Origin of the sequence: Streptosporangium oxazolinicum (assembly GCF_039537505.1) — a bacterium.
Lineage (GTDB): Bacteria > Actinomycetota > Actinomycetes > Streptosporangiales > Streptosporangiaceae > Streptosporangium > Streptosporangium oxazolinicum.
The window spans coordinates 764829-783402 of record NZ_BAABAQ010000003.1 but is presented as its reverse complement, the minus strand read 5'-3'; the positions used below and the strand labels follow the sequence as shown (position 1 = coordinate 783402).

16 protein-coding genes are annotated in these 18574 nt (G+C 69.6%); 9 read left to right on the top strand and 7 right to left on the bottom strand.

What is annotated here, in order from left to right:
* Positions 1-328 precede the first annotated feature (328 nt).
* Positions 329-3544 (bottom strand): glycosyl hydrolase family 95 catalytic domain-containing protein, encoded by a 3216-nt coding sequence (locus tag ABD817_RS12910; RefSeq protein ID WP_344918084.1) that lies wholly within the window; start codon positions 3542-3544, stop codon positions 329-331.
* A 468-nt stretch (positions 3545-4012) separates the two neighbouring features.
* Between ABD817_RS12910 and ABD817_RS12905 the strand changes: the two genes are divergently transcribed.
* From ABD817_RS12905 to ABD817_RS12875, 7 genes are all read left to right on the top strand, one after another.
* Positions 4013-4858 (top strand): fumarylacetoacetate hydrolase family protein, encoded by an 846-nt coding sequence (locus tag ABD817_RS12905; protein WP_344918083.1) that lies wholly within the window; start codon positions 4013-4015, stop codon positions 4856-4858.
* Positions 4855-6282 carry an L-fuconate dehydratase gene (locus ABD817_RS12900; protein ID WP_344918082.1) on the top strand — a complete coding sequence of 476 codons (1428 nt, stop codon included), beginning with the start codon at positions 4855-4857 and terminating at the stop codon, positions 6280-6282. Before ABD817_RS12905 ends, ABD817_RS12900 begins: the two co-directional genes overlap by 4 nt.
* Positions 6275-7021, top strand: a complete 747-nt coding sequence (locus ABD817_RS12895; protein ID WP_344918081.1) for an SDR family NAD(P)-dependent oxidoreductase — start codon at positions 6275-6277, stop codon at positions 7019-7021. The genes ABD817_RS12900 and ABD817_RS12895 overlap by 8 nt, the downstream gene beginning before the upstream one ends.
* Positions 7022-7088: 67 nt before the next feature.
* Entirely contained in the window at positions 7089-8156 is a 1068-nt protein-coding gene (locus ABD817_RS12890) for a sugar ABC transporter substrate-binding protein (RefSeq protein WP_344918080.1), read from the top strand.
* Positions 8156-9652 carry a sugar ABC transporter ATP-binding protein gene (locus ABD817_RS12885; RefSeq protein ID WP_344918079.1) on the top strand — a complete coding sequence of 499 codons (1497 nt, stop codon included), beginning with the start codon at positions 8156-8158 and terminating at the stop codon, positions 9650-9652. The genes ABD817_RS12890 and ABD817_RS12885 overlap by 1 nt, the downstream gene beginning before the upstream one ends.
* Entirely contained in the window at positions 9649-10662 is a 1014-nt protein-coding gene (locus ABD817_RS12880; RefSeq protein WP_344918078.1) for an ABC transporter permease, read from the top strand. Before ABD817_RS12885 ends, ABD817_RS12880 begins: the two co-directional genes overlap by 4 nt.
* Before the next feature lie 321 nt (positions 10663-10983).
* On the top strand, positions 10984-11919 hold the full coding sequence (locus ABD817_RS12875; RefSeq protein WP_344918076.1) for an aldo/keto reductase: 936 nt from the start codon (positions 10984-10986) through the stop codon (positions 11917-11919).
* A 122-nt stretch (positions 11920-12041) separates the two neighbouring features.
* On the opposite strand, the gene ABD817_RS12870 is transcribed toward ABD817_RS12875, so the two are convergent.
* The 3 genes from ABD817_RS12870 to ABD817_RS12860 are packed head-to-tail and all read right to left on the bottom strand — an operon-like array spanning position 12042 to position 12960.
* Entirely contained in the window at positions 12042-12275 is a 234-nt protein-coding gene (locus ABD817_RS12870; protein ID WP_344918075.1) for a hypothetical protein, read from the bottom strand.
* Entirely contained in the window at positions 12272-12580 is a 309-nt protein-coding gene (locus ABD817_RS12865) for a hypothetical protein (RefSeq protein WP_344918074.1), read from the bottom strand. The genes ABD817_RS12870 and ABD817_RS12865 overlap by 4 nt, the downstream gene beginning before the upstream one ends.
* Positions 12577-12960: a hypothetical protein gene (locus tag ABD817_RS12860; protein ID WP_344918073.1), complete on the bottom strand. Its 384-nt coding sequence runs from the start codon at positions 12958-12960 to the stop codon at positions 12577-12579. Before ABD817_RS12860 ends, ABD817_RS12865 begins: the two co-directional genes overlap by 4 nt.
* 172 nt (positions 12961-13132) lie before the next feature.
* On the opposite strand from ABD817_RS12860, the gene ABD817_RS12855 reads away from it, so the two are divergent.
* Complete coding sequence (locus tag ABD817_RS12855) at positions 13133-14476, top strand: helix-turn-helix domain-containing protein (RefSeq protein WP_344918072.1); 1344 nt, start codon at positions 13133-13135, stop codon at positions 14474-14476.
* 129 nt (positions 14477-14605) lie between these two features.
* Positions 14606-15499, top strand: coding sequence for a phosphotransferase (locus tag ABD817_RS12850; protein ID WP_344918071.1), 894 nt, complete (start codon positions 14606-14608; stop codon positions 15497-15499).
* 440 nt (positions 15500-15939) lie between these two features.
* On the opposite strand, the gene ABD817_RS12845 is transcribed toward ABD817_RS12850, so the two are convergent.
* Genes ABD817_RS12845 through ABD817_RS12835 form a run of 3 tightly spaced genes read right to left on the bottom strand, consistent with a single transcriptional unit; the run spans position 15940 to position 18556 of the window.
* The gene (locus ABD817_RS12845) at positions 15940-16620 is read right to left on the bottom strand and encodes a hypothetical protein (RefSeq protein WP_344918070.1); all 681 of its coding nucleotides are present in this window, start codon (positions 16618-16620) and stop codon (positions 15940-15942) included.
* The gene (nagA, locus tag ABD817_RS12840; RefSeq protein ID WP_344918069.1) at positions 16617-17714 is read right to left on the bottom strand and encodes an N-acetylglucosamine-6-phosphate deacetylase; all 1098 of its coding nucleotides are present in this window, start codon (positions 17712-17714) and stop codon (positions 16617-16619) included. The genes ABD817_RS12845 and nagA overlap by 4 nt, the downstream gene beginning before the upstream one ends.
* A complete protein-coding gene (locus ABD817_RS12835) occupies positions 17711-18556 on the bottom strand; it encodes a GntR family transcriptional regulator (RefSeq protein WP_344918068.1) in 846 nt (281 codons plus the stop codon). Before ABD817_RS12835 ends, nagA begins: the two co-directional genes overlap by 4 nt.
* Positions 18557-18574 lie beyond the last annotated feature (18 nt).

Sequence of the window (18574 nt, the reverse complement as noted above, 5' to 3'; positions counted from 1 at the left end):
GGCGATAGCGGGGTCTTTTCGGTGTTCCCGCCTCCCGCCCGGGACGCGCTGAGCTACCAAGCGCTTGATCAGGCGTTTGATAATTCCTCTTTCTGAAACGTGTTCTATTACGGGAAGGGGGTCCCGTCAAGTTGGCGCCCCTGCCGACGGCCCCGAGCGTCCCGCACGGCCCCATACGGTCCCGCACACGCCACGAGGCCCGGAAAGCGTGCACTTTCCGGGCCTCGCGGGTGAAGCGGGGTGAATCAGGATGCGCCGGGGATGGGGGTCCGGTACGGGAACCGCAGGTGGATCCCGTACCGGAACCGGCGACGGATCGCGTACCGGATCAGAACGCGATGTCGCGCCAGGTGCCCACCTCCGCTGCGGTGAGGGCCTTCGGCAGGATGGCCATCCGGTCGACCGCGCCGGTCAGGCGCTGGCCGCCGTCCTGGTCCGCGGCGAAGCGCAGCGGCCGGGAGGTGCAGCCGGTGATGCCGTCGGTGGTGGCGTTGCCGCCGCCGACCCGGACGCCGTCGACGTAGGTGTTGATCGCGCCGTTGCGGTTCATGGTGACGACGAGGTCGATGTAGCGGCCGGTCGGGATCGCCCCGCTCAGCCCCACGTTCTGCCCGGCGCCGATGAAGCGCAGGGTGTTGGAGGGGGTGAGGTCGATGATGATCCCGTCGTTGCCGGGGTTGCCGCCCGGCTGGGAGTCGAAGAGCCTCCGGTAGCCGGTCCCGCCGATCTTGACCTCGGCCGCGAACGTCGCCTCGGGCATGTAGCCCAGCAGGGTGCTCGCCGTGTTGAGGTAGGTCGAGCCGTTCAGGACCAGCCCGCTGCCGCTCGGGGCGGTGGTGTCGTAGGTCGCGGTACCGACGATGGTGGCGTTCCTGCCGCTGCCCGAGCTGTCGGTCACGGTCGTGCCCGACGTCGGGTCCCAGGCCACGACGGCCCTGTCCGTCGGCGGGGTGACACACGGGTTGAGGCCGACGGACGCCGAGCTGCCCGCCTTCCAGCCGTCGCCCGAGAGCTCCGCCGCGACCCGTGCGGACCTGGTCCCGTTCGCGGGGCCGACGACCACGGAGAACGAGAAGGTCTTGGGGCTGCCCGGCGAGACGGCGGGCACCTGGATCGAGGCGGGGGTGGAGGTCCAGCCCTGCGGCAGGGTGAGGGCCAGCGTGCCGTCGACGTCCTCCTGGCCGGTGGCGGTGACGGTGACGGTGACCGGGATCGTCTCGCCGGCGCCCGCGATCACGGGTGCGGTGATCTTGACGGTCACCTCGTTGACGATCGTGTAGGACTCCCCGGCCTTGGCGTCGACGATGGTGATGACGTCACCGTCGCGGGGCGGGTTGATCTTCTTGCCGCTCTCGTCCTCGACGTGGTAACGGCCGTTGATCATGGCGGCGCGGATCTTGAGGGGGCCGGACCTCCCCGCGTGCACGGTGACCCTGTCGGCGTTGCCGTCCTTCCAGGAGGCGTCCACGGTCACGTCGCCCCGGGCGCGCAGGCCGGTGACCGAGCCGTTGGACCAGGCCGACGGCAGCGCGGGCAGGACGTGGATCGTGTCGTGCTGGCTCTGCAGCAGCATCTCGGCCATGCCGGAGGTGGCGCCGAAGTTGCCGTCGATCTGGAACGGCGGGTGGGTGTCCCACAGGTTGTCCAGCGTGGAGCTCTTGAGCTGCTCGCTGAGCATCTTGTGCGAGTGGTCGCCGTCCAGCAGTCGGGCCCAGAAGTTGACCTTCCACGCCTTGCTCCAGCCGGTGCCGCCGTCGCCTCGCGCGGTGAGCGAGACCTTGGCCGCCTCGGCCTCCGGGGTACCGGCCGTGATCTGCCGTCCGGGGTGCAGGGCGAAGAGGTGGGAGACGTGCCGGTGGTCGTTGCGCGGGTTGTCCAGGTCCTCCTTCCACTCCTGGAGCTGTCCCCAGGAGCCGATCCGGATGCCCGGGTCGAGCTTGTCCAGCGCGGCCTGCAGCTCGGCCTGGAAGGGCTTGTCGTTCTTCAGCTCCTTCGCCGCCTCCAGGGTGTTGGTCAGCAGGTCGTAGACGATCTGCTGGGACATCGAGGCGCCCGCGGTGAAGTCGCCCTGCTCGGGGGAGTAGCTGGGGGAGACCACGAGCTTGCCGTCACGCGGGTCGGTGTAGAGGGTGTCCAGCCAGAACTCGGCCGCGCCCTTCATCGCCGGGTACGCGACGCTGCGCAGGTACTTGTTGCTGCCGCTGAAACGGTAGTGGTCGTACATCTGCTGGGTGAGCCACGCCGCCGCGTCGGGGAACCAGAACGAGCTGGCCCAGTTGTGCACGCCGGTGAAGCCGAACGGGTTGGTCTCGTTGTGCACCACCCAGCCGCGCGACCCGAACATCTCCTGCGCGGTCTTCTGGCCGGGGGCGATCATCGACTGGACGTAGCGGTCGTACGGCTCGGTCGTCTCGGCGAGGTTGGTCTGCTCGGCGAGCCAGTAGTTCATCTGCAGGTTGATGTTGACGTGGTAGTCGGCCGACCAGGGTGGATTGGTGGAGTTGTTCCACACGCCCTGCAGGTTGGCCGGGAGCGATCCCGCCCTGGAGGAGGCGATCAGCAGGTAGCGGCCGTAGGCGAAGAACATCGCCTCCAGCGCCCGGTCGTCGGTCGAGGCGCCGCCGGTGTACGCCGCGCGCAGCCGGTCGGTCGGGATGGTCGGCGCCTTCTGCCCGAGGTCCAGCTTGACCCGGTCGAACAGGTTCCGGTAGTCGTTCAGGTGCTTGGACTTGAGCCCCTCGTACGACCTGCCGGCGGCCTCGTCGACCGCCGCGGTCACCTTGGCGTGCGGGTCCACGGTCCGGTAGGTCGGGTAGACGTCGGAGTAGTCGGTGCCCGCCGAAAGCACGAACATCGCGCTGTTGGCGCCCGTGACGGTGACCCTGTCGGTGCCGTCGGTGCGGGTGCCGCCCTGGGCGATCACCTGGACCTGCGACTCGAACTTCATGCCGTTGTCGGCGAGCACGCCCTTGACGGTGAGGCGGCCCTTGGAGACCGAGACCTGCTTGTCGTTGCGGGGCGAGGAGGTGCGCAGCGTGAAGGAGACCTTGCCGCCCTTGTCGGCGGAGATCCGGCCGACGACGACGTTGTGGGGGTAGCTGGCGAAGTACTCGCGGGAGTAGGTCACCCCGTCCGCGGTGTAGCCGACCTTGGCGACCGCGTCGCGCAGGTTCAGCTCCCGGCGGTAGTTGGTGGCGGCACCCTGGGGGACCTGGGGCATGTCCAGCCAGAGGTCGCCGAAGGTCTGGTAGGCGCCGAAGCCGCTCTTGGGCTGCCCGAGCTTGGCCGCCACCGCCTCGGGGGATATCTTGCCGTCACGGTCGATCTGCGCCCTGACCTCGGCGATCGCGTTCGGCCGGGGAGAGGTCCAGTTGCCGAAGTTGTAGTTGTTCGCGCCGGGACCGCCGGTCCACAGGGACTTCTCGTTGAACTGGATCTGCTCGGTGTTGACACCGCCGAACACCATGGCACCCAGCGCGCCGTTGCCGATCGGCAGCGCCTGGGTCTCCCAGTCGGTGGCCGGCTTGTCGTACCAGAGTGTCAAGTCATCGGGTGTATCCAGCTGTGTCACGTTTGCTGACAACTCTGCGTTAGCTGAGTTCTGACCGTATAGCCCGGTGGCAAGGGTGAGTGCTGCGAGGAAGGCGACGCCGAGACGTCGTCGTGGGGGGCGGGGCAACGGATTCCTCCGATCACAGGGTGAAACTGTTTCAAGGAGATAGCACCGAAATTCCGCCGTAACAAGTCTCGTCCTCCGATGTTTATCGACGATTGACCACTTTTGTCCCTCTCACCACCGCGAACGCCCTAGATGATCTTTGTTTCCGTCCGTGCGGGGGAAATCGGATGACTGTGGGCCGAAGTTCGTGGATGATCCGGTATAACCCCTGCCAGCTGCGGTTTCTCCTCGGTAACGGATCGGACGTATCGACCCGTGAGGGGTTGACACCGGGGTTCGGCGTCGTTCAGCATCACGAGACAAGACATCCGATGTATCAACGAAGGGTGCGGTGTGAAGCTGCTGCGAGTGGGACCCGTCGGCCAGGAGCGACCGGCCGTCCTGGACGGGGCCGGTAACCTCCGCGAAATCTCGGAAGCCGAGATCGACGGGGCTTTCTTCGCTTCCGGGGGAGTGGCTCGTGTCCGAGAGGCGCTGGAGCGGGACGAGCTTCCCGTGCTGGACGCCGAGGGGCTGCGGATCGGCGCCCCGATCGCGCGGCCAGGGAAGATCGTGTGCGTCGGCCTCAACTACCGCGACCACGCGGAGGAGACGAACGCCGCCATCCCGGCCGAGCCGATCATCTTCATGAAGGCCCCCAACACGGTCGTCGGACCCAACGACGAGGTGCTCATCCCCAGGGAGAGCGTGAAGACCGACTGGGAGGTCGAGCTCGCCGTCGTCATCGGCGAGACGGCCCGCTACGTCGAGACGCACGAGGAGGCACTGTCCAAGATCGCGGGCTACGCCATCTCCAACGACGTCTCCGAGCGCGAGTTCCAGCTGGAGCGCGGCGGCCAGTGGGACAAGGGCAAGTCCTGCGAGACCTTCAACCCGCTCGGCCCCTGGCTGGTCACCGCCGACGAGGTCCCCGACCCGCAGGCCCTGGGCCTGCGCCTGTGGGTGGACGGTGCGCAGTTCCAGAACGGCGACACCAAGAACATGATCTTCACCGTGGCGGAGGTCGTCCGCTATCTCAGCCGGTTCATGGTCCTCGAACCCGGTGACCTGATCAACACCGGCACTCCCGCGGGCGTCGCGCTCGGCCTGCCCGACACGCCGTACCTGCGCGCCGGGCAGATCGTGGAGCTGGAGATCGACGGCCTCGGGAGCCAGCGACAGACCGTGGGGCAGGCATGAGCGACAGAATCGACACCCGCGAGGACGTGACCGTGGAGACGGCCGGGAGCGAGACGGGCGGCGCGGTCGAGACGGCCGGGAGCGAAACGGGTGGCACGGTGGAGACGGCCGAGGGAGTCCTGGCGGGGGTCGGCGCGTACCGCATCACCTCGATGGAGACCCACGACATCCGCTTCCCCACCTCGCTGGAGCTCGACGGCTCCGACGCGATGAACCCCGACCCGGACTACTCGGCCGCCTACCTGGTCCTGCGGACCGACGACGGGTTCGAGGGCCACGGCTTCGCCTTCACCATCGGGCGCGGCAACGAGGTACAGACCGCCGCGATCAAGGCCCTGGAGCCGTACGTGCTCGGCAGGGACGTCGAGGACATGGGCACCCTCTGGAAGGACATGGTCCACGACTCCCAGCTGCGCTGGCTCGGCCCGGAGAAGGGCGTCATGCACATGGCGATCTCCGCCGTGGTCAACGCGCTCTGGGACCTCAAGGCCAAGCGGGCGGGCAGGCCGCTCTGGCTGCTGCTGGCCGAGATGTCCCCCGAGGAGCTCGTCGAGCTGGTCGACTTCCGCTACCTCACCGACGCGCTCACCCCCGAGGAGGCGCTGGAGATCCTGCGCGCCGCCGAACCCGGCAGGCGCGAGCGCGTGGCCTACCTGCGGGAGCACGGCTACCCGGCCTACACGACCTCACCGGGGTGGCTCGGCTACGGCGACGACAAGCTGCGCCGCCTGTGCAAGGAGGCGATGGACGAGGGCTTCACCCAGATCAAGCTGAAGGTCGGCGCCGATCTGGAGGACGACAGGCGGCGGATGCGCATCGCCCGCGAGACCTGCGGCGAGGACTTCCCCATCGCGATCGACGCCAACCAGCGCTGGGACGTCGACACCGCCATCGCCTGGGTGAACGCCCTCGCGGAGTTCCGCCCGCACTGGGTGGAGGAGCCGACCAGCCCCGACGACGTGCTCGGCCACGCCGCCATCGCCCGGGGCATCGCGCCCATCCCGGTGGCCACCGGCGAGCACGTCCAGAACCGCATGGTCTTCAAGCAGCTTTTGCAGGCCGGCGCGATCTCCTACCTGCAGATCGACGCGGCCCGCGTCGCGGGGGTGAACGAGAACGTCGCGATCCTGCTGCTCGCCGCCAAGTTCGGCGTCCCGGTCTGCCCGCACGCGGGCGGGGTCGGCCTGTGCGAGCTGGTGCAGCACCTGTCGATGTTCGACTACGTCGCGGTCAGCGGCTCGCTGGAGGGCAAGGTGATCGAGTACGTCGACCACCTCCACGAGCACTTCGTCGATCCCGTGGTGATCGAGAACGGCGCCTACGTCGCGCCGAGCCGGCCCGGCTTCGGAGCGGCGATGCACGCCGCCTCGATCATCGACTACACCTACCCCGACGGCCCGGTATGGAGGTCCCTCAATGGGTGAGTTCGACGGCCTGCGCGCCCTGGTCACCGGTGGCGGGTCCGGCATCGGCCTGGCCACCGCCACCCTGCTGGCCGAGCGGGGCGCGAAGGTGGCCTCCCTCGACATCAACGCCTCCGGTGGCTCGTTCGTCGAGGTCAAGGCGGACGTCACCGACGAGGAGGCGGTCCGCGGGGCCGTCGCCCAGGCCGTCGAGCAGCTCGGTGGCCTGGACATCCTGGTCAACAACGCCGGGATCGGTGCCGCCGGGACGATCGAGGACAACCCATACGAGGAGTGGTCCAGGGTCCTGGACGTCAACGTCCTGGGCATCGTCCGGGTCACCCGGGCGAGCCTGCCGTACCTGCGCCGCTCGGCGCACGCCGTGATCGTCAACACCTGCTCGATCGCGGCGACGGCGGGACTGCCCCAGCGGGCGCTCTACAGCGCGTCCAAGGGGGCCATCCAGTCGCTGACCCTCGCGATGGCGGCCGACCACGTCCGTGAGGGAATCCGGGTCAACTGCGTCAACCCGGGCACCGCCGACACCCCCTGGGTGCAGCGCCTGCTCGACGCTGCGCAGGACCCGGCGGCCGAGCGGGCGGCCCTGGAGGCCCGCCAGCCGACGGGCCGCCTGGTGAGCGCCCCGGAGGTCGCCGCGGCGATCGCCTACCTCGCGAGCCCGCTCGCGGGGGCCACCACCGGCACGGCCCTCGCCGTGGACGGTGGGATGCAGGGGCTCAGGCTCCGGCCGAAGTCATGACCGGCATCTACGTATCGGTCTAAAAATAGTTCACCCCCCATATATGGCTTTGAAACGAGGCAAAAGTATGAAAATTGGACCCGCGGCGACAGGTGCGGCCCTGCTCGCGATCTCCTTCACCCTCTCCGCCTGTGGATCGTCGGAGCCCACCACCGCGGCCCAGCCCAGCGGTGACGCGTCCGCCGCCCCCGCCGCCCCCGCGGGCGGCAAGGTCGGCATCGACTTCCCCCGCACCGACTCCGACTTCTGGAACTCGTACAACAAGTACGTCCCCCAGATGGCGGCCGAGCTGGGCGTCGACCTGATGCCCCCGACCAACTCGCAGAACGACGTGGCCAAGCTGGTCGCCAACACCCAGGCCCTCACCGGCCAGGGCGCCAAGGTGATCGTCATGGCCCCGCAGGACACCGGCGCCATCGCCTCCACGCTGCAGACGCTGGAGGGCAAGAACATCCCCGTCGTCACCGTGGACACCCGCCCCGACAAGGGCAAGGTCTACATGGTCGTGCGCGCCGACAACAAGGCGTACGGCACGCAGGCGTGCGAGTTCCTCGGCGAGAAGCTCGGCGGCAAGGGCAAGGTCGTCCAGCTCATGGGCGCGCTGTCGTCGATCAACGGCCGTGACCGGGCCGAGGCGTTCCGCGGCTGCATGAAGGACAAGTTCCCCGGCATCACGGTCTTCGAGGAGCCGACCGAGTGGGAGGGCACCAAGGCCGCCTCCATGCTCCAGACCCGTCTCGAGCAGCACCCGGACATCAAGGGCGTCTACATGCACGCCGGAGGCGTCCACCTGGCCCCCACCCTCCAGGTGCTCAAGGCCAAGGGCCTGATCGTGCCGCCGGAGGACCCCAAGCACGTCTTCGTGGTCTCCAACGACGGCATCCCGCAGGAGTTCGAGGCCATCCGCAAGGGTGAGATCGACGCCACGGTCTCCCAGCCGGCCGACCTCTACGCCAAGTACGCGCTCTTCTACGCCAAGGCCGCGGCGGAGGGCAAGACCTTCCAGCCTGGCCCGACCGACCACGACAGCACGATCATCCAGCTGCCGAACGGTCTTGAGGACCAGCTCCCCGCTCCCCTGGTCACCAAGGAGAACGTGGACGACCAGGCTCTCTGGGGCAACCAGGTCAAGTGATGACATCTTCCGTCAAGGCAGTCGAGGCGCTTGGGATCACCAAGCGCTTCGGCCCGACCACCGCGCTCAACGGTGCCGGGATCGCCATCACCGAGGGGGAGACGCACGCGCTCGTCGGCAGGAACGGCGCGGGCAAGTCCACGCTGGTGTCGATCCTGACCGGGCTCCAGCGCCCCGACGAGGGTGAGGTCCGCTTCGCCGGGCAGCCCGCGCCGTCGTTGGCCGACCGGGACGCCTGGCGGCAGAGGGTCGCGTGCGTCTACCAGAAGTCAACGATCATCCCCACCCTGTCCGTCGCGGAGAACCTCTTCCTGAACCGGCAGACGGAGCGGGGCAGGATCAGCTGGCGGAGCCTGCGCACGCGGGCCCGCCAGTTGCTGGAGCAGTACGGCGTGGACGTCGACGCGGAGACCATGGCCGGAGACCTGGGGGTCGAGCAGCGCCAGCTGCTGGAGATCGCCAGGGCGCTGTCGTTCGGCGCCCGGTTCATCATCCTGGACGAGCCCACCGCGCAGCTCGACGGCCCGGCCATCCAGCGGCTCTTCGACCGGATGCGCTCCCTGCGGGAGCAGGGCGTCACGATGATGTTCATCTCCCACCACCTGGAGGAGGTGTACGAGATCTGCCAGAGCGTCTCGGTCTTCCGCGACGCCCGGCACATCGTCACCGCCACGGTCGGCGAACTGCCCCACAACCAGCTCGTGGACGCGATGACCGGCGAGGCCACCGCCGCCTACGAGTACCGCACCCGGACCGCCGCCCCCTCGGCCCCCGTGGTGCTGGCCGCGAAGGCGCTCACCCTCGCAGGGCGCTACGAGGACGTGGACCTGTCCGTCAGGGCCGGTGAGATCGTCGGTCTCGCCGGTTCCGGCAGCAGTGGCAAGGTTGGTCTCGCCGAGACCCTGGTCGGCCTGCACCGGGCCGACGCCGGGACGGTGACCGTCAACGGCACCGACATCAAGCAGGGCGACGTGCCCTCCGCGCTCCGCGCCGGGCTCGGGTTCGTCCCCCAGGACAGGCACCACCAGGGCTTCGTCCCGCTGCTGTCGATCGCCGAGAACGCGACCATCCCGATCGCCCACAAGCTCGGCAGCTACGGTGTGGTCTCCCCGGCCCGCCGTCGCGAGCACGGCGCCCGGATGATCGACCTGCTGGATATCAAGACGACGGGCCCCGACCAGCCGGTGGCCGACCTGTCCGGCGGCAACGCCCAGAAGGTGGTGCTGGCCAGGGCGCTCGCCGACGACCCGAACGCGCTCGTGGTCATCAACCCGACCGCCGGGGTGGACGTCAAGGCCAAGCACTCCCTGCTCGGCGCCGTGGAGGACGCGGCCGATCGCGGAGCGGGGGCCGTACTGGTCTCCGACGAACTCGACGACCTGCGAATCTGCGATCGCGTCCTCGTCATGTTCCACGGCAGGATCGTCAAGGACGTGCCGCGCGGCTGGACCGACAACGAGCTGGTGGCGGCGATGGAAGGTATCGACCACTCATGACCACGACAAAGACCCCTCCGCCCGTGCTGGCCGCCCCACAGGGCCGTCGCATCCAGCTCGGGCGGTTCCGCGACCTCACCCTGGTCCCGGTGATCGTCGTTCTGCTGATCGCAGGTTCCTTCGTGGACCCGATCTTCCTCACCCCGGGCAACCTGACCAACGTGCTGCAACAGCAGTCGGCCCTGGCCCTGGTGGTTCTCGCCGAGGCGCTCATCCTGATCGCCGGCAAGTTCGACCTGTCGCTGGAGTCCACGGTCGGCATGGCGCCCGCCGTCGGCGTGATGCTGGTCATCCCGGTGGCGGCCGGAGGGTTCGGCCTGGAGCTGCCCGGCATCCTGGCGATCCCGCTGTGCCTGCTCGTCGGCGGCCTGGTCGGCGCCTTCAACGGCTTCCTGATCCTGCGCTTCCAGCTGTCGGCCTTCATCGTCACGCTGGCCATGATGATCGTCGTGCACGGCCTGCAGCTGGGTCTCACCCAGGGCAAGAGCCTGTTCGAGCTGCCCGAGTCGTTCCTCTACCTCGGCAGCGCCAACTGGCTGGGCCTGCCCGCGGCCATCTGGATCACCGGCGTCCTCTTCGCGGTGGCCATCGTCGCCCTCGGCTACTTCCGGGGCGGCCGCTCGCTCTACGCCATCGGCGGCAACGCCGACGCCGCCCGCGCGGCCGGCATCAGGGTCGAGCGGGTCGTCTGGGTCGTCTTCGTCATCGGCGGCATCGTCGCCGCGCTCGCCGGAGTGCTGGAGACCGGCCGCCTGGGCGGCATCAGTGCCAACCAGGGCGTCGGCTGGATCTTCATGGCCTTCGCGGCGGCCGTCATCGGCGGCGTCAGCATGGACGGCGGCAAGGGCACGATCCTCGGCGCGCTCACCGGTGTCCTGGTGATCGGCCTCGTCGAGAACATCCTCACCCTGAAGGGCGTCCCCGGCGAGTGGAAGCAGCTCGTCTACGGCTCGATCATCCTGGTCGCCCTGATGATCAGCCGCCTGGCGGGCGGCAAGGCCCAAGATTGACGCCGCTCCTGTGACAGGAGCGTGAAGTCCGGACAAGACCGTGAACTCGTACGGAGGCTCAGGCCGTACGAGGGAGGCGAAGTGGCGCGAGGACCCGTCCCCGTGAAGCGGCACGGCACACCCGTGCGGCGGCGCGGGGACGTCTTCCTGCCACTTCTGCCACTTCCTGCCACGCGGCGGAGCGTCGTCCGGTGCGAAGTGATGCGGGGCGCCGTCCGGGTGCGAGAGTCTTGTCCGGATATGAGGTTATGCGGGGCGTCTCGGTCCGGCAGGACGCCCCACCGTACGAGAACCATGAAGCCGTACAGAACGGAGCGAGCGGTGCAGGTCAGCAGGTACGGCTTCGGCGCGGCCCCGATCGGGAACCTGTTCTCCGAGGTCGGCGAGGACGCGGCGCGCGCGGCGGTGGACGCGGCCTACGAGGCGGGGGTCCGCCTGTTCGACACCGCGCCCCACTACGGGCTCGGCCTGTCGGAACGGCGGCTCGGCGCCGCCCTGGCCGAGCGGCCCCGTGACTCCTACACCCTGTCCACCAAGGTCGGCCGCCTCATCGTGCCCACCGTCGGCGACGGCCCCTTCGGCCGGGACGACCAGGGTTTCGACGTTCCCGCCGACCTGCGCCGGGTGTGGGACTTCTCCCGTGACGGGGTCCTGCGGTCGCTGGAGGAGAGCCTGGAGCGGCTCGGCCTCGACGCGATCGACGTCGTCCTGATCCACGACCCGGACGACCACTGGGAGCAGGCCGTCTCCGAGGCGTACCCGACCCTGGCCGAACTGCGCGACCAGGGCGTCGTCAAGGCCGTCGGGGTCGGCATGAACCAGGCGGGGATGCTCGCCGGATTCGTCCGCGAGACCGGCGTTGACCTGGTCATGCTCGCCGGGCGCTACACCCTCCTCGACCAGTCGGGGGAGGAGGAGCTGCTGCCGCTGTGCGCCGAGCGCGGCGTCTCGGTGCTCGCCGCCGGGGTGTTCAACAGCGGCCTGCTCGCCACCCACGACCCGGCGGGCACCTACGACTACGCCCCCGCCCCCGGCCCGCTCCTGGAGCGCGCCCGCCGCATCGCCGCCGTCTGCGAACGCCATGGCGTCACCCTCCCCCAGGCGGCCCTCGCCTTCCCGCTGCGCCACCCGGCCGTCGCCAGCGTCGTCATCGGCGCCCGCTCCGCCGCCGAGGTCACCCGCAACGCGGAACTCACCGCCAAGCCCGTCCCGGAAACCCTGTGGACCGACCTCGCCACCGAGGGCCTGATCCCCTGAACGCGTCCTGATCCCGGAGCCCGGCATCCGGCTGATCCGATGCCCGGCTCGGGACCGGGATTGAGGCGCGAAGGCGCCACTCCTCTCAGGACTTGCGGCGCCGTGCCCGTCTACGCGTTGTGTCACGGTGCTGTCCTCAGTGGTACGCGTCGCCAGGGCTGGTCCTCCAGTTGCGTCTCCGCGTCCAGGCGGCGGGCCAGTTCCAGCAGGGTCGTCCCGCACCGGACGTTGGACAGGCCGTGCTCAAGCCCGTACGCCGACATGTTCGCGCGCCGCACGGCGTACCAGCCGCCCCCGGCCCCCTCCGCGATCGTCCAGGTGTGGCCATAGAGCTTCCTCAGTTCCGCCAACGTCATAGCGGGCTCCCGGTGCCTGGCGCGGGTGGAGCCGCTTCACATAGGCGCGCGATCCGCCGGGCGGCCCGGCCGGGGTCGGTCGCCTCCTGGGAGGCGTAGACAGCGCGCCGACGTTCGGCGTTCCAGCCGGTGTGCCACCAAAACCGCTCCCCGTTGGACCACACCACCAGACCCACCCCGACCGACACCAGCGCCAGCCCGTAGCCGTCGTGAACATCAGCGGTGATTTCATGACCCGCCAGCGCCTCCCGGAGCCTCTCCGCCGCGTCCACCGCCGCCGACCCGTACATCGCGGGCGCGGTCATGGCGTACGCCCCATCCGCCTCATCGCGAGGATGAGATCCAGGACCTTCTCCGGCTCCTCACACCGGACCGCCTCCGTGTCGCCGCCACGCACAGCCACCAGATAGCAGCCGGAACACGCCTCGACGGTCACCGTGGCATCTCGCCCCTGGGAGCCGATCACGGCCAGCTCGGGCGGATGGCGGCTCATCCACGACCGAAGCGGAGGACGGTCGGGCCGGATAACCTCAGGGGTGGCGAAGAGCCCGAGACTGATCGTGTGATGGCGGTGGGCGCAGATGCCCCGCCCGGTGAGAAGGCGTTGCACGACCGCCAGGGCCCTGTCCTGAGCTTGGACGGTGGCCTCGTCAACGCAGGGCGGAACGGGTTTGTGGTTGTCCATGGATCGCACCTCTTCGCGATCAGGGAACCCCGCATGACCTTGCACGCCTGCGGAGTTTCGCTTCGTATGACGCTTACCGGTGCCATAGTCAAAGTGACTCAGCGCACGGGAAAAGACGCACAGGGTTGCGTCGGAGGCAATGCAACATGTGCAACGGATCGCGAGGGCGGACGTGACCGGACAATTGACATCGAAGACTTCGGCGGGCTGGCAGGAGTTCGGCCGTACCCTGCGGGCCTGGCGGGAGCGGCGCGAGTTGAGCCTGCGCGGCCTCGCCGACCGGATCCGGTGGGACTACTCGCTCATCGCCAAATGGGAGCAGGGGAAGAACCGCCCGTCTTTCGAGGCGATCACCCTTCTCGACGCCGAACTCGGCGCGGGGGGCGAACTCGTGACACAGGCGCTTCGTGCGGCCATGGCGGAGACCGATCGGCTGCGAAGGGGTACCGTCGAAGCAGTCGATGCAAAAGCCTCAACGCGTGACGAGGGCGGAGACATGGAGCGCAGACGACTGATGCGGGACGCCGCCGCCGTTGCTGTCGGCGGCGCGGTGGCGCCCGTGCTGGCCACACTGACGGACGCCTGGCAGGCGTCCGAACCCAGGATCTCCGGTGCGAGCGTGTCACAGGAAATGATCGACGACTGGGAGGACGCCGCCGACCTCCATGCCCAGCGGGCGTATGTCGATCCGCCCGCCGTCGTCCTCGCCGGACTGGCCGCCGACTTCGCCGACATGGCCCCTCACCTGAGCCGGTCTCAGCCCGAGCCGGTGCACCGTGACCTCGCCCACGCCGCCGCGCGGCACGCGTCCCTGATCGCCGGGAAGTGGTTCGACCTGGGCAATCGTCGTGAGGCGCGACGATGGTGGGGGAAGACCCGGAGCTTGAGCGAGCGTTCCGGAGACACCTTGCTGGCGGCGTGGCTGACAGGCCGGGAAGTGCTCTACCGGAGGACGGATCCGGGTGAAAATCTCGACGACGTGCTTCTTCTGGCTCAGCAGGCCAGCCGTCTCGCCGGGGATCGTCCCAGTGTGCCGCTGGTGGCCGCCCTCTGCGCCGAAGCTCAGACTCTCGCCACGTTGGGCCGCCATGCCGAAGCGGTGGCCACCCTGCGCGAGGCCGAGGATGTGTTCGACCAGTTTCCATCTCAGATCATCGGCCTTGATTCCAACTGGGCACTATGCGGAACGTACTTCGACCGGAGTCTGATCTACACGCTCGCCGGAGATGCCAGACGAGCCGCCGAAGCACAGAGTGCTGCTGAAGGTCTCTATCCGCTGGAGCACCGTACTTCGGTTCTGATGGCACTACACAGCGCGGCGCTGCATGCTCGCACTGACCCGGAACAAGGCGCGCAACAGGCGTTGAGTCTCGTGGAGGCGCTCCCGGCGACACGGTGGGACGTCCGGGTCAAGGCCACGGCCCGCATCGTGTCGGACGTCGCTCCGGAGAAGGCGCGTGCCCTACCCGCCGTGCGGGAACTGCGTGCCCTGACGACGGGTTATCGCTCAGCCTGATCCCCTGCTCCCTCTTCGAGAACCGACCATAGGCTGCTGGTCATGACCAGGACTGGGATGTTCGGCGTCGGCGAGGGCACCTTCCCCTGAACGTGGACACCTCTGACACCGGATCCTGGAGGTCCACGGGTGAACACTCCACGGGACGCGGCACTGAACGCCCTGCGTACCGCCTGTCGCCGGGCCGGGATCGACGCGTCCGGTGCGGAGTCCATCCGCTTCAGCGAGAACGCCATCTACCGGTTGCCGAAAGGTGTCGTCGCACGGGTCACGCGGGAGGGACGGTTCCAGACCGCCGCGAAGGAGGTACGCGTGGCCCGCTGGCTGGAATCCGCCGGAGTGCCCGCCGTACGAGTCGTCCCCGACCTGGACCAGCCGGTCGAGGCGGATGGCAGGGCGGTGACGTTCTGGCGGGAGTTGCCGCCCCACGAGTACGGCACCTCCGTGGACGTTGCCGCCGCGCTGAGGGTGCTGCACGGTCTGACCCCTCCGGCGCATTTCGAGCTTCCCCCGCTGGCTCCGTTCGTACAGCTCGCTCAGCGGATCGATCAGGCCGACATGTTCACTCCCGAAGAGCACGACTGGCTGCGCGAGCGCTTGGAGGATCTTGAACGCGGGTACGCCGAGCTGCCGCCGGGACTGCCGCACCGCGTGGTGCACGGGGATGCCTGGGTCGGCAACGTGTTGTCGACCGGCGACGGTCGCGTAATCCTGGCCGACTTCGAGCGCAGTGCCCTTGGGCCGCCGGAATGGGATCTGGTGTCCACGGCGGTCAAGTACGACACACTCGGCGGGATCTCCGAAGACCAGTACGCCGAGTTTGTCGCGATCTACGGTCACGACGTGATGAGCTGGAAGGGTTTTCCCGTCCTGCGTGACATCCGTGAGCTTCGCATGGTCACCATGGCCGCCCAGATCGGTATGGAAAACCCCGCGATGCGCGGGGAGGCGACCGCCCGGCTGGCCGCGATCCGTGGCGAAAGCGGTCCTCGCCCCTGGAGGCACTGGCGACCGCTGAGCTGATACAACCATGTCCCGGCCCGCTCCCGGAGCGTGTCCACCGCATCGCCGCCGTCTGCGAACGCCACGACATCACCCCCAGGCGGCCCTGGCCTTCCCGCTGCGCCACCCGGCCGTCGCCAGCGTGGTCATCCGCCCGTTCCGCCGCCGAGGTCACCCGCAACGCGGAACTCACCGCCAAGCCCGTCCCGGAAACCCTGTGGACCGACCTCGCCGCCGAGGGCCTGATCCCGTGAACACACCATCTCACTGATTCCTGATGCGGAGTGGAGTTCCAGAAACTCGGAACCGGCCGCCGCCGTGCACACGGCCGACGAGGCGCACATCACCGGCGGCGGTACGCACGTCGTTTCCTGGAAGACTGGAAGAACGGTGGCGCTGCCCCGCGTGACCCGGCCGGGAGCCCGTTGGTCCTGCGCGCCTCCGGCCGGTTTCGCGGGGAGCTACGGGACGGGGATGGACGTCGCGCCCGCGAAACGGGCGGTCAGCCAGACCGGGTCGACGATGGCCGAGCCGACCACGACGGCGTGCGCGCCGGCGTCCATGGCCGCGCGGACGTCGGCGATCGCCGAGTAGCCGCGCTCGGCGACGACCGGTACCCCGGCGCCGGCCACCAGGGTCTCCACCAGCCCGAGATCGGGCAGCGGACCCGTGTTCGCCTTCGCGGGATAACCCATGGTCGACGAGCTGACCATCGCGGCGCCCGCCCGTACGGCGGTGCGCGCGTCGTCGAGTCCCGGCACACCGGCCTTGACCGGCACGCCGAACGCGGCGAACGAGGAGATCAGCTCGAACAGGTCCTGGCCGTCGTGCCGACGCGCCGCCGAGTCCGCCTCCAGCTCCACGATGTCGGCGCCGGCCTCGACGAGGGCGGTCGCGTGGGCGAGCGTCGGCGTGATGCGCACGATTCCGCCGTGGGAGTCGTCGATGTTCACGGCGAGCACGGGGAAGCCGGGGACGGCGCGCTTCACCGCGCGTACGGCGTCCGGCCCGTCGACCTTGACGGCGACGGCGCCTCCGGTCTGCGCGGCGGCGGCCAGCCGGACGACGTCGTCCACGTCCTGCCAGGGAGACCGCGGGGACGGGGTGAGCGAGACGATGAGCCCGCGGGGAAGGACGTTCACGCCACGAACTCCTCTCCGCCGACGAGCACGCGTTCGACGTCGACGTTCTCGTCGGTCACGACGAGGTCGGCCGGGCCGCCGAGGGTCAGCTCGCCCACACCGGTGAGCCCGTAGAAGCGGGCGGGCGCGCGGCTCGCGAGGTTCACGGCGCGGTCGATGGGCCAGTCGTGCTCGATGAGCTTGCGCACCTGCTGCAGGAGCGTCACCGTGCTGCCCGCGAGCGTGCCGTCGGGAAGGCGCGGTATCCCGTCGGTGACCGTGACCGTGAAGCCACCCACCGTGAAGACGCCGTCGCCGGCCCCGGCGGGGGAGGCGGCGTCGGTGACGAGCATGGTGCGGTGCTCGGCGGCCTTCAGCGCGAACAGCGAGGTCTCGCGCGACAGGTGGATGTCGTCGGCGATGAGCTGGATGGCGACGTCCTCGCGGGCGAGCGTCGCGCCCGCGATGCCCGGAGCGCGGTGGCCGAACGGGATCATCCCGTTGAACAGGTGCGTGACCGCGCGGGCGCCCGCGTCGAACGCGGCATGAGCCGTCGGCGCGTCGGCGCCCGAGTGCCCGGCCTGTACGATCACTCCCTGCCGGGCGGCCCAGGCGATCAGCTCGGGGGCGCCGGGCAGTTCGGGGGCGACGGTGATCGTGCGCAGCGGGCCCGCGTCGAGGAACCGCCGCACGATGGCGATGTCGGGGTCACGCAGGTACTCGGGCCGGTGCACGCCGCGGTGGTGCGGGGACAGGAACGGCCCTTCGGCGTGCACGCCGACGACCTTCGCGCCGCGCGGCCTCGCCTCTCGCAGCTTCTTCAGCACGCGCAGCCGGTCGGCGACGTTCTCCTCGGAGTCGGTGATGACGGTGGGCTGGACGTGGAACACGCCGTCGCGGGTGAGCGCCGCGAACGCCGCCTCGAACCCCTCCGGTGTCGCCGCGTTGAAGTCGACCCCTCCGTACCCGTTGACCTGAAGGTCGACGAGGCCGGGGAGCACGTACCCCTGCCCGGTCGACGGCAGGCCGGCACGGACGAGCCGCCCGTCGCCGACCTCCACGTCGCCTTTCACCCAGGCGCCGCCGATCACGGCGCCACGTGCGGAAACTCTCATCTGTACAACCTCGCTAGATCTGGGACGACGCGGCCCGTCGCCTCGGTGGCCGCGCGGGGACGGGGGCCGCGTAAGGTGCCGGCCGCGCCTTCCAGGGCCGCCCGGAAGCGGTAACGGTCGCCGCGGTAGACGCTGCGGCACCACTGCACGACCCGGCGGTTCTCGTCGAACGTGGTCTGGACGATCTCAAGGACGGGGTCGCCCGGGGGCAGGCCGAGGCTCTCGGCGATCTCGGGGGCCGCGCCGCGCGCCTCGATGACGCAGTCGGCGGCGATCGCGTGCAGCCCGTACTGCTCGGCGAGCGTGCCGTACAGCGACGTCGTCGTGAAGTCGAGCTCACCCAGCCCCGGAGCCAGTCCTTCGGGGATGAGCGAGAAATCGATCAGCGTCGGGATGCCGTCGAGGTGCCGCAGCCGGACGAGCTCCACGAGGGGGGCGCCCGGCGCGATGCCCAGAAGGTCCGCCTCGTCCAGGGAGCTCGCGCGGGTCAGGCACTTCAGCACCCGCGAACTGGCCGTCAGGCCGTTCGCCTCCGCGAGGTCCGAGAAGCTCACGAGCCCGGTCGCGCCCTCCTCGATCGACTCCGCCCCCGGCTCGGCCGGGCGGACGGCGGCCAGGCCGGGCGCCTCCCGCCGCACCCACCGGGCGCCCGCGACGACTTTGACCAGGCCGTCCTTTTCAAGATCCTTCAATGCCTGGCGGACCGTCACGCGACTGACGTCGAACTGCTCGGCGAGCACCCGCTCGGACGGCATGCGCGACCCGGGTGCGATGCTCCCCGTCTCGATGCGTTCCCTGAGGTACTGCGCGACCTTGCGGTGCAGGACTGGCGAACTAGACATGACCCCGATTGTGTCCGT

What these genes read in the sequence shown, in the direction of transcription:
- ABD817_RS12900 (WP_344918082.1), top strand. Translation starts at nt 4,855, where the DNA reads ATGAGCGACAGAATCGACACCCGCGAGGACGTGACCGTGGAGACGGCC.
- ABD817_RS12895 (WP_344918081.1), top strand. Translation starts at nt 6,275, where the DNA reads ATGGGTGAGTTCGACGGCCTGCGCGCCCTGGTCACCGGTGGCGGGTCC.
- ABD817_RS12890 (WP_344918080.1), top strand. Translation starts at nt 7,089, where the DNA reads ATGAAAATTGGACCCGCGGCGACAGGTGCGGCCCTGCTCGCGATCTCC.
- ABD817_RS12885 (WP_344918079.1), top strand. Translation starts at nt 8,156, where the DNA reads ATGACATCTTCCGTCAAGGCAGTCGAGGCGCTTGGGATCACCAAGCGC.
- ABD817_RS12880 (WP_344918078.1), top strand. Translation starts at nt 9,649, where the DNA reads ATGACCACGACAAAGACCCCTCCGCCCGTGCTGGCCGCCCCACAGGGC.
- ABD817_RS12870 (WP_344918075.1), bottom strand. Translation starts at nt 12,275, where the DNA reads ATGACGTTGGCGGAACTGAGGAAGCTCTATGGCCACACCTGGACGATC.
- ABD817_RS12865 (WP_344918074.1), bottom strand. Translation starts at nt 12,580, where the DNA reads ATGACCGCGCCCGCGATGTACGGGTCGGCGGCGGTGGACGCGGCGGAG.
- ABD817_RS12860 (WP_344918073.1), bottom strand. Translation starts at nt 12,960, where the DNA reads ATGGACAACCACAAACCCGTTCCGCCCTGCGTTGACGAGGCCACCGTC.
- nagA (WP_344918069.1), bottom strand. Translation starts at nt 17,714, where the DNA reads ATGAGAGTTTCCGCACGTGGCGCCGTGATCGGCGGCGCCTGGGTGAAA.
- ABD817_RS12835 (WP_344918068.1), bottom strand. Translation starts at nt 18,556, where the DNA reads ATGTCTAGTTCGCCAGTCCTGCACCGCAAGGTCGCGCAGTACCTCAGG.